The organism is Streptomyces sp. NPDC020597 (assembly GCF_044335095.1).
Classification (GTDB): Bacteria; Actinomycetota; Actinomycetes; order Streptomycetales; family Streptomycetaceae; genus Streptomyces.
Map to the genome: position 1 here is coordinate 19,074 of NZ_JBIRUL010000036.1, position 11,180 is coordinate 30,253.

An 11,180-nucleotide genomic window follows, 5' to 3' on the forward strand; every position below is an offset into this window, starting at 1 on the left:
TGCCCCGGACGCCGCCTGCCGCGGCTGTCAGGGCCCGTCGCGGGCCGGGCCGGGCCGACCGGCCGCGCGGGCCCACCGCAGCACGCGCAGGACACGCGGCACACGCAGCACACGCAGCACACGCAGCCGCGCAACACACGCGGCAGGCGGCAGGCGGCAGGCGGCAGGCGGCAGGCGGCAGGCGGCAGGCGGCAGGCGGCAGGCGGCAGGCAACAAGCAGGCAAGGCCATGGGCCCTGCCCCCGTCGAGGAGGCAGGGCCGTCGGTGTCGGGGCGGCGGGGCGGCCGGTCAGGCGCCCCGGGCGGTGAGCCAGTCGTCGGTGGCCCCGGCGGTGGAGCGGGCGTGGTCCTCCATCATCGTGAAGTGGTTGCCGGGGACGTCGAGGACGGTCTGGGCCCGGTCCCAGGACGTCTGCCACTCCTCGGGCCGCATCTCCTCACCGGGGGCCGCGGGCACCGGGGGCTCGCTGGAGCGCACCAGCAGCACGGGGCAGTCCAGGGGGCCCGGCTCCCATTCCCCGATCATCGCGACGTACCAGCTCATCGCCGTGAGCCGGGCCGAGTCCATGTGCGCGAACATCGACTCCCGTTCGAACATGCCGCTGAGCATCTGCTGGGAGAAGCGCAGGAACGGGGAGTCGGCCCGTGGCATATAGGTGTCCAGCAGGACGACGGCGGCCGGCGGGGCGCCGCGCTCCTGCATCCGACGGGCGGCGGAGAGCGCGAGGACCCCGCCGGACGACGAGCCGAGCAGGACCGGCCGGACGTCCCCGACGGTCCGCCGTACGGCGTCGGCGTGCAGGTCGGCCACCGCGTCGAAGGTCGCCGGCAGCGCCTCACCCGTGCCGAAGCCCTGGGTGGGCAGCGCCCAGACGTCGCGCCGGCCGCGGAACGGCGAGGCGAACCGGGCGTACTGGTGGACGCCGGCGAGGGCCACGTAGGAGCTGAAGCACACCAGTGGCGCCGCGGCGCCGCCCGCCGAGAGCCGGATCGCCCCGGGCAGGCCGGGGAGTTCGTCGGGCGACGTGAAGGTGGGACGCAGTTCCGCCGCCGCCTGGAGCAGGGTGAAGCCGTCGTCGACACGGTCGTCGAGACAGGCCTGCTTGAACAGGCCCCCGAGGGTGTCCTCGGGGCGGATGTCCGGCGCGCCCCCGGCCGTCTCCTGCGGGCCGGTCTCCTGAGTGGCCCGCTCGGCGAGCCTTCCGTGCAGATGGGCGGCGAGGGCCTCGGGCGTGGCGTGGTCGAACAGGAGGGTCGGTGCCAGCTTCAGGCCGGTCGCGGTGGCGAGGTGGTTACGGAGTTCGACCACCGTGAGGGAGTCGAAGCCCTGTTCGGTGAAGAGCCGGTCGGGCTCCACCTCGTCCGCGCTCGCGTGTCCCAGCACGGTGGCGGCGAGGTCGCGCACCAGAGCGAGCAGCAGGGTGCGGCCCTCCTCCGGGGAGCGTCCGGCCAGGAGGGACGGGCCGGCCGGCTCGGCCGGACCGGACGCGCTCCTGCGTCGCACCCCCGCGGCGCCGGGCCTCAGCATCGAACGGACTCCGGTCCGGCCCGCCCCGGTGGCGACGGCGATCACCGCGGGATCGGCCGTGGTGAGGGCGTCGTCGAGAAGAGCCAGGGCGTCCTCGGCGGCCAGGGGACGCAGGCCGCCGCGGCTCAGCCGGCCCCGGTCGGTTCGCGACAGACGGGCGGTGATGCCGCTGTCGTCGCTCCACAGCCCCCAGGCGACGGACGCCGCGGGGCGTCCGAGTGAGCGTCTGAGGGCGGCGAGGCCGTCCAGGAAGGAGTTCGCCGCCGCGTAGTTGGCCTGGCCGGGAGCGCCGAAGGTGCCCGCCGCAGAGGAGAACAGCACGAACGCGGCCGGACGGTGGTCCGCCGTGGCCCGGTGCAGGTTCCAGGCGCCGTCCGCCTTCGGGCGCAGCACCGTGTCGAAGCGCGCCCCGTCGAGTGCGGTGAGGACGGCGTCGTCGGTGACACCGGCCGCATGGATCACCCCGGTCAGCGGGGCGTCCGCGGGCACGTGGGTCAACAGCCGCTCGACCTCGGACGGCCGGGCGACGTCGCAGGCCTCCAGACGTACGCGGGCGCCCAGCTCCGTCAGCTCGGACACCAGAGCGTCCGCGCCGTCCGCGGCGGGGCCGCGGCGTCCGGCGAGCAGCAGCGAACGCACGCCGTGCCGGGTGACGAGGTGGCGGGCGACGGCCCGGCCGAGGGCGCCGGTGGCGCCGGTGACGAGCACGGTGCCCGCGGCGAGGTCGGGTGCGGCGCCGGGGGTGGCGGGCACGGCGTCGGGGTGGAGGACCCGTCCGTCGCGGACCGCGCTGTGCGGGCGACCGGACGCGATCGCGCCGAGCAGTGCGGGCCCGTCGCCGGCCTCGGCCCCGCCGGGCAGGTCCACCAGCTGGAACCGGCCGGGGTGTTCGGTCTGTCCGGCGCGGACCAGTCCCCACAGGGCGGCGCCGGTCACGTCCGGCAGGGCCGTGCCTTCGGATGCGTCGTCCCGGCCCGCCGTCACCGCGCGGCGGGTGACGAACACGAGCCGGGCGTCGGTGTACCGCTCGTCGGCGAGCCAGCCGCTCATCACCTCGTGGGTGCGGGACAGACGGCCCCGCAACGCCTCAGGTACGGCGTGATCGCCGACATGGCACGTCTCCGGTGCGACGACGACCACCTCGGGCATCGTCATGCCGGTGTCGAGGGCCTTGGCGAGCGACTCGAGGTCGGCATACGTCTCGACGTGGACCCCGGTCGCGTCGAGGGAGGCCACCACCCGGTCGTCGCCCTCGCCGAGGACGATCCAGCGCACCGTGCGCGGAGCCGGCGGGTCGGGAACGGGAAGCGTCTCCTGCCAGTCCAGGCGCAGCAGTTCGGGTCGGGCCGTCCCGGAGGCCGGGGCGGCGGACACCTCCCGCAGGGTGATCGCGTCGGCGGTGGCGACGGCCCGGCCGGTGGTGTCGGTGACCAGGACCCGGTAGCCGTGGTCGTGGCCTGCGGGGGTCAGGCGCACCCTCAGCGCGGTCGCTCCGGTGGCGTGCAGGGTCAGCCCGGTCCACGCGAACGGCAGCATCGGCGCCGCGTTCTCGTCGTCGCCCCGCAGCCCGGGGCGTCTGACCAGCAGGGCCTGGACGGCCGCGTCGAGCAGAGCGGGATGCAGGGCGTGCCGGGAGGCGTCCTCCCGGCAGTGTTCCGGCAACGCGACCTCGGCGTACACCTCCTCGCCGCGCTCCCACACGCGGCCCAGGCCTCGGAAGCTCGGACCGTAGGCGAAGCCCGCGGCGGCGAAGGCCGCGTAGGGGTCCTCGTCGGAGACGACCAGGGCTCCGGGCGGAGGCCAGGCGGCCAGGTCGCCGGCCGGCACGGATCCCGTCTGCGGGGCGAGGACGCCCTGGGCGTGCCGTTGCCATTCCCCGTCGCCCGCCGAGGGCCGCGACCACACGGCGACGGCGCGGCGGCCCCGGTCGTCGGCGGCTTCCACGGTGACCTGGAGGTGGACGGCGCCCTCGGCGGGCACGACGAGCGGGCTGAGCAGGGTGAGTTCGCTCAGGTGGCCGCAGCCGGTGCGGTCGCCCACGTGCACGACGAGGTCGAGGTAGCCGGTGGCGGGCAGGATGACCTGCCCGAGGACGGCGTGGTCGGCGAGCCAGGGGTGGCTGCGCAGTGACAGCCGCCCGGTGAACAGCAGGTCGTCCGAGCCCGCGCGGGCTATCTCGGCCGAGAGGAACGGGTGGTCGGCGGGGTGCAGTCCGGCGGCGTCGGGGTCGCCCGCCGAGGCCGCGGTCGGCAGCCAGAACCGCTGCCGCTGGAAGGCGTAGGTGGGCAACGGCACGGCGTGCGCGCCGGGGAGGATCGCCGTCCAGTCGGGCTCGGCGCCGTGTGCGAACAGGGTGCCGACGGCGCGGAGCAGACACCCGGTCTCGGACTCGTCGCGCAGGACGGCCGCGGCGAACACCGTGCCGGCCGTGTCGGACTCCGCCTCGGCGAGCGCCGTCTCGGCGAGCGCGGTGAGCGAACCGTTCGGCCCGACCTCCAGGAAGCGGCGGACGCCGAGGCCGTGCAACCGGGTGACGCAGTCGTGGAAGCGGACCGGCTCGCGGAGGTGCCGCACCCAGTGCTCGGGGTCGGTGAGCAGGCCGACGGGGGCCGGCGCGCCGGTGCGCGCGGAGACGACGGACAGGATCGGCTCGTCGTAGGTGATGCCGGCGGCGACGGCCCGGAAGTCGTCGAGTGCCGGATCCATGAGCGGGGAGTGGAAGGCATGGCTGACCCGCAGCCGCGTCGTGCGCCGTCCGGCCGCCTCGAAATGCTCGCAGATCCGGGCGACCGCCTCCTCCGTGCCGGAGACGACGGTCGCGGAGGGCCCGTTGAGGGCGGCGATGCCGACTTCGCGTTCGCGTCCGGACAGCAGCGGCGCCACCTCCTGCTCGGTGGCCCGGATCGACGCCATCGCGCCGCCGGAGGGGAGTTCCTGCATGAGCCGGCCGCGGGCGGCGACGAGGGCGCAGGCGTCGTCGAGGGAGAACACTCCGGCGACGTGGGCGGCCGCGATCTCGCCGACGGAGTGGCCGGCGACATGGTCCGGGCGGACGCCCCACGACTCCAGCAGGCGGTACAGGGCCACTTCGAAGGCGAACAGGGCGGGCTGTGCGTGCTCGGTGCGGTTCAGGAGTTCGGCGTCGTCTCCCAGGACCACCGCCCGCAGTCCGGGAACGCGTTCGCACACGGCGTCGAAGGCCTGGGCGAACACCGGATGGGCAGCGTGCAGTTCGCGGCCCATGCCGGGCCGCTGGGCGCCCTGGCCGGTGAACAGGAAGGCGGTACGGCCGCCTGCGCGCGCGGTGCCGGTGACCGTGCCGGGCAGCGGCGTTCCCTCGACCAGCGCTCGCAGCCGGGCCGCGAGGCCGTCGTGATCGTCGCCGACGAGGACGGCCCGGTGGGCGAACGGCGTCCGGGTGGTCGCCAGCGCCAACGCGACGTCGGCGACGGCGACTTCGGGACGTGCGCCCACGTGGTCGAGCAGTCGGGCGGCCTGGTCGCGCAGGGCTTCACGGCTACGACCGGTGACGATCCAGGGGACGGACGCCTGTGCCTGTGCCCGCGAGGGGACGGCGTGCGGTTCGTCGGTGTGGGGTTCGTCGGTGTTCGGTCCTGCGGTGGGGGGTTCGTCGGCGACGCCCTCCAGGATGACGTGCGCGTTGGTGCCGCTGATGCCGAACGACGACACACCCGCACGCCGCGGACGCCCGGCCTCCTCCTCCCACACCCGCGCCCGCGTCACCAGCTCCACCGCACCCGCCGACCACTCCACATGCGACGACGGCTCATCCACGTGCAACGTCGCCGGCACCACACCCGACCGCATCGCCAGCACCATCTTCATCACACCCGCCACACCGGCACCCGCCTGCGTATGACCGATGTTCGACTTCACCGACCCCAACCACAACGGCCGACCACCCTCACGACCCTGACCATAAGTCGCCAGCAACGCCTGCGCCTCGATCGGATCACCCAACCGCGTCCCCGTACCGTGCGCCTCCACCACGTCCACATCCACCGCAGACACACCCGCGTCCGCCAACGCCGCCCGGATCACCCGCTGCTGCGAAGGCCCGTTCGGCGCACTCAACCCGTTCGACGCACCGTCCTGGTTCACCGCCGAACCCCGCACCACCGCCAGCACCGGATGCCCCAGCCGACGCGCGTCCGACAACCGCTCCACCAACAGCAGACCACCCCCCTCCGAGAACCCCGTCCCGTCCGCCGCCTCCGCGAACGCCTTGCACCGACCGTCCACCGCCAGCCCCTGCTGACGACTGAAGTCCACGAACAGACCGGGCGTCGACATCACGGTGACGCCGCCGGCGAGGGCGAGGTCGCACTCTCCCGCGCGCAGGGCCTGCGCCGCCAGGTGCAGGGCGACCAGCGACGACGAGCAGGCGGTGTCGACGGTGACCGCCGGGCCCTCCAGCCCGAAGGTGTAGGACAGCCGGCCCGACAGGACGCTCGCGGAGTTGCCCGTGCCCAGGTGGGCGCCCACGTCGTCGCCGGGCGCGAGCGGACGGGAGGTGTAGTCCTGGTAGTTCGTGCCGGCGAACACACCGGTCCGGCTGCCGCGCAGCGACCGCGGATCGATCCCGGCCCGCTCGAACGTCTCCCAGGCGGTCTCGAGCAGCAGCCGCTGCTGCGGGTCCATGGCCAGGGCCTCGCGGGGCGAGATGGCGAAGACGCCGGGATCGAAGTCGGCGAAGCCGTCCAGGAATCCACCGGTGAGCGTGGCGGTACGGCCCGCCGTGCCGGGTTCGGGATGGTAGAGCCCGGCCACGTCCCAGTCCCGGTCCTGCGGGAACGGGCCCATCACGTCGGCGCCGTCGGCCAGCAGCTGCCAGAACCGCTCCGGAGTGTCCGCCCCGCCGGGGAAGCGACAGGCCATGCCGACGATCACGACCGGGTCCTCTGCCGTGTCCGGGCGGGTGACGGCGACCGCGGAGGCGGCGGCTGCCGCCGGGGCCAGCTGCTCGCCGAGGTGCTCGGCCAGGGCCGCGGGCGTGGGGTAGTCGTACACGAGGGTGGCGGGCAGCCGCATGCCGGTCGCCTCGCCCAGGGTGTTGCGCAGCTCCACGGCGCTGAGGGAGTCGAAGCCGAGTTCCCGGAAGGCCCGGGCCGGCTCGACGTCGTCGGGGCTCGGATGGTTGAGGACATAGGCGATGTGTGCGCGCACCAGCTCGAGCAGGGCATGACGGCGGTCCGCCTCCCCGAGGGCGGCGATCGTGGCCATCACGTCGTGGTCGTCGCCGCCGGAGGCTGCCGGGGCGGCGGCCCGCTGCGCGTGCAGCTGTCCCAGATCCGGAAGTTCGGCGTAGAGACGGCGGGGGCGGCCCTTGCCGAGCTCGGCCCCGAAGACCTCCCAGTCGATGTCTGTGACGACGAGTGCGGTGTCGTCCTGGTCCAGGGCGTGCTGCAGGGCCGTGACGGCGACGGCGGGGTCCATGAGGCGGACGCCGTGGCGCTGGAGTCGTTCCCCGACCGTGCCGGAGGCCATGCCTCCCTCGGCCCAGCCGCTCCACGCGATCGCCGTGGCGGGCAGACCGCGCGAGCGGCGGTCCTCGGCGAGGGCGTCCAGGAAGGCGTTGCCGGGGGCGTAATTGCCGTGCCCGGGGCTGCCGAAGACACCCGATGACGAGGAGAACAGCACGAAGGCGGAAAGGTCCAGGCCGGCGGTCGCGGCGTCGAGGTTCCGAGCGCCTCCGGCCTTGACCCGCAGGACCTCGGCGAGGCGCTCGGGCGTGAGCGAGCCGATGACCCCGTCGTCGAGAACGGCGGCGGTGTGGAAGACGGCTGTGAGGGGGCGTTCCTCGGGGACGGAGGCCAGCAGGTCGGCGAGGGCCGCGGGGTCGGCGATGTCGCAGGCGACAAGGTCGGCCCTGGCGCCGAGGGCGGTCAGCTCGGCGAGCAGCCCGGCGGCGCATTCGGCGTCGGGGCCGGAGCGGCTGACGAGGAGCAGGTGCGCCGCTCCCTCGCGGGCGAGCCAGCGGGCCACGTGACGGCCGAGGGCGCCGGTGCCGCCGGTCACGAGGACGGTGCCCTCCGGTCGCCAGCGGCGTCGGCCGGCGAGTCCGCCGACGGCGGCGCGCTCCAGCCGGCGGCCCAGCGCGCCGGTGGCGCGTACGGCGACCTGGTCCTCGTGGTCGGTTCCGGCGAGGACCGCGACGACCCGGTCGGCGGTGCGCGCGTCGAGCTGATCGGGCAGGTCGACGAGGCCGCCCCAGCAGTCGGCCTGTTCCAGGGCGACGACCCGTCCGAAGCCCCAGACGAGGGCCTGCTCCGGTGCGGCGGGGGCCTCGCCGGCACGGGTGGCCACGGCGCCGCGGGTGAGGAACCACACCGGCAGCCGGACGTTGAGGTCGTCCATGGCCTGCACCAGGGCGACGGTGGCGGCGAAGCCGCCGTGCAGCAGCGGGTGCCGGGGGTGCGCGCCGTCGTCGAGGGCGAGCAGGGACAGGACACCGCGGGCGTCGGCCGTCGCGTCGGCCAGCACGGCGGCGAGCGCCGTGCGGTCGGCGTGCTCGTCGACCAGGACGAGGGCGCAGTCGGCTCCGGCGCGGGCCAGGGCGTCCTGCACCGCGGTGACCTCGGGCCCGCTCTCGTGGCTGCGGGGCGCGACGAGGGTCCAGCGGCCGGTGAGGGCCGGCGTGGGCGTGTCCCGCAGGGGGCGCCAGGTGATGCGGTAGCGCCAGCGGTCGGCGGTGGCGCGGTCGTCGCCGCGCCGCCGGTAGCCGGCCAGGGCGGGGAGCAGTGCGGCCGTGGCCTGTTCGTCGAGGCCGAGCGCTTCGGCGAGGGCGGTGAGGTCGCCCGACTCGACGGCCTGCCAGAGCGGGGCGTCCGCGGTGGCGGCGGCAGCGGCGGCAGCGGCCGCGGTGGTCGCGGCGGCGGTGAACCCCGGCCAGTACCGGCGGCGTTGGAAGGCGTAGACGGGCAGGTCGACGCGGCGTGCGGGTTCGTCGTGGACGGCGTCGAAGTCCACGGATCCGCCGCGGACAGCGAGCCCGGCCACGGACGTGAGGAAGCGTTCGGTCCCGCCGTCGTCGCGGCGCAGGGTGCCGAGGACGGCGCCGCCGGTGATGCCGAGGTCGTCGAGGATGTCGCCGACCGCGGTGGTGACCACGGGGTGCGGGCTCATCTCGACGAAGACGCGCTGTCCGGCTCCGGCGAGAGCGCGCACGGTGCTCTCGAAGCGGACGGTGCTGCGGATGTTGTCGTACCAGTAGGCGGCGTCGAGCGTGGTGGTGTCCTCGACCCGTTCCCCGGTGACGGTGGAGTGGAACGGGATGTGGGCGGGGCGCGGGCGCACCGGTGCGAATCCGGCGAGCAGGGCGTCGCGGACCTCCTCCACCTGGGCGCAGTGCGAGGCGTAGTCCACCGGCACGCGGCGTGCGCGGATTCCGTCTTCGGTGAGGCGGGCCAGCAGTTCGGCCAGCGGTTCGGCGTCCCCGGACACCGTGACGGACCGCGGGCCGGTGACGGAGCCGACGGAGATGCGGCCGTGATAGGGCGCGATGAGACGTTCGACCTCGGCGAGCGCCAGCGGCACGGCGACCATGCCGCCGCGGCCGGTGATCGCGGTGAGTTCCCGGGAGCGGGCCACGACGATCCGGGCCGCGTCCTGGAGGGTGAGGACGCCCGCGATGTGTGCGGCGGCGATCTCGCCCTGGCTCTGTCCGGCGACCGCGGCGGGGCGGACCCCGCACGCCATCCACAGTCGGGCGAGGGCGACGCAGACGACGAAGAGGGTGGGCTGGACGACGTCGAGGCGCTCCAGGGGCGGGGCACCCGGGGCGGCCCGCAGCACGTCCAGCACACGGAAGTCGACGAACTCCTCGACGGCGGCGGCGGCTTCGTCGAAGAAGGCGCGGAACCGGGCGTCGGCGTCGTGGAGTTCGGTGGCCATGCCCTCCCACTGCGGGCCCTGGCCGGGGAAGAGGAAGACCGGGTCGCCCTCGGTGTCGGCGACGCCGCGCACCACGGCGGGGTCGGGCGTGCCGTCGGCCAGGGCGGTCAGGCCGCGCAGGAGCACGTCGGGGCCGGGGGCGACGACGACGGCTCGGTGTTCGAGTGCGGACCGGGTGGTCGCGAGGGACCAGGCGAGGTCGGCGAGGCGCGGTGCGCCGTCCGGGTCGGCGCGCAGGCCGGCGGCGAGCCGGCGGGCCTGGTCGCGCAGGGCGGGCGCGGTGCGGCCGGACACGGTGAAGGCGCGCGGGCGGGGCGTGTCGCCGGCGGGCCCGGTGGTGTCGTCCGGCTCGGTCGGCGGGGCCTGTTCCAGGATGACGTGGGCGTTGGTGCCGCTGACGCCGAAGGAGGACACGCCCGCGCGGCGCGGGCGGTCGCCGACGGCGGGCCAGCCGCGGGCCTCGGTGAGCAGTTCGACGTTTCCGGCGGTCCAGTCGACGTGCCGGCTGGGCCGGTCGACGTGGAGGGTCGCCGGCAGCCGGCCCGCGCGCAGCGCGAGGACCGTCTTGATGACGCCGGCGACGCCCGCCGCGGCCTGGGTGTGGCCGATGTTCGACTTCACCGAGCCGAGCAGCAGCGGCCGGTCCGCGGGCCGGTCCTGTCCGTAGGTGGCGAGCAGGGCCTGCGCCTCGATGGGGTCGCCGAGGGTGGTTCCGGTGCCGTGCGCCTCGACGGCGTCCACGTCGGCGGGTGCGAGCCTCGCGTTGTTGAGCGCCTGCCAGATGACGCGTTCCTGGGAGGGGCCGTTGGGAGCGGTCAGACCGTTGGACGCGCCGTCCTGGTTGACGGCGGAGCCGCGCAGGACGGCGAGGACGGGATGTCCGTGGCGGCGGGCGTCGGAGAGCCGTTCGACGACGAGGACTCCCGCGCCCTCGCCCCACGCGGTGCCGTCGGCGGTGTCGGCGAAGGCACGGCAGCGGCCGTCCGGCGACAGGCCGCGCTGGCGGCTGAACTCGAGGAAGATCGTGGGCGTCGACATGACGGTGACGCCGCCGGCGAGGGCGAGGTCGCACTCGCCCGCGCGCAGGGCTTGCGCTGCCAGGTGGAGGGTGACCAGCGAGGAGGAGCAGGCGGTGTCGACGGAGACCGCGGGGCCCTCCAGGCCGAGGGTGTAGGAGATCCGGCCGGACAGGACGCTGGGCGCGTTGCCCACCCCGTCGTCGCCGGCGTTGTCGGACAGGCTCAGCAGGGTGGTGTAGTCCTGCAGGTTGGTGCCGGAGAACACGCCGGTGCGGCTCCCGCGCAGGGCGAGCGGGTCGATCCCGGCGCGTTCCAGCGCCTCCCAGCAGATCTCCAGCAGGATCCGCTGCTGCGGGTCGGTGCCGACGGCCTCACGCGGGGAGATGCCGAAGAACCCGGCGTCGAAGTCGCCGACGCGGTCGATGAATCCGCCGGTGCGGGTGTAGCTGCGGCCGGGTGTGCCGGGCGTCGGGTCGTACAGGGCGTCGACGTCCCAGCCCCGGTCGCGGGGCCACTCGGACATGGCGTCGCCGCCGTCGTCGAGGAGCCGCCACAGATCGTCGGGGTCGCCGACCCCGCCCGGGAAACGACAGCCCATCGCGACGATCGCCACGGGGTCGTTCCGGTGTGCCTCGGCCGCGGCCAGGCGCTGTCGCGTCTGGTGGAGGTCGGCCGTGACCTTCTTCAGATAGCCGAGGAGTTTTTCCTCATCACTCATGT

1 protein-coding gene is annotated in these 11,180 nt (G+C 75.1%); it reads right to left on the reverse strand.

The window, feature by feature from the left end:
* Positions 1 to 288 precede the first annotated feature (288 nt).
* Entirely contained in the window at positions 289 to 11,178 is a 10,890-nt protein-coding gene (locus tag ACH4ZA_RS35715) for a type I polyketide synthase (RefSeq protein ID WP_398433307.1), read from the reverse strand.
* Positions 11,179 to 11,180: the final 2 nt, after the last annotated feature.

Coding starts and splice junctions, on each gene's coding strand:
- ACH4ZA_RS35715 (WP_398433307.1), bottom strand. CDS start 11,178: ATGAGTGATGAGGAAAAACTCCTCGGCTATCTGAAGAAGGTCACGGCC.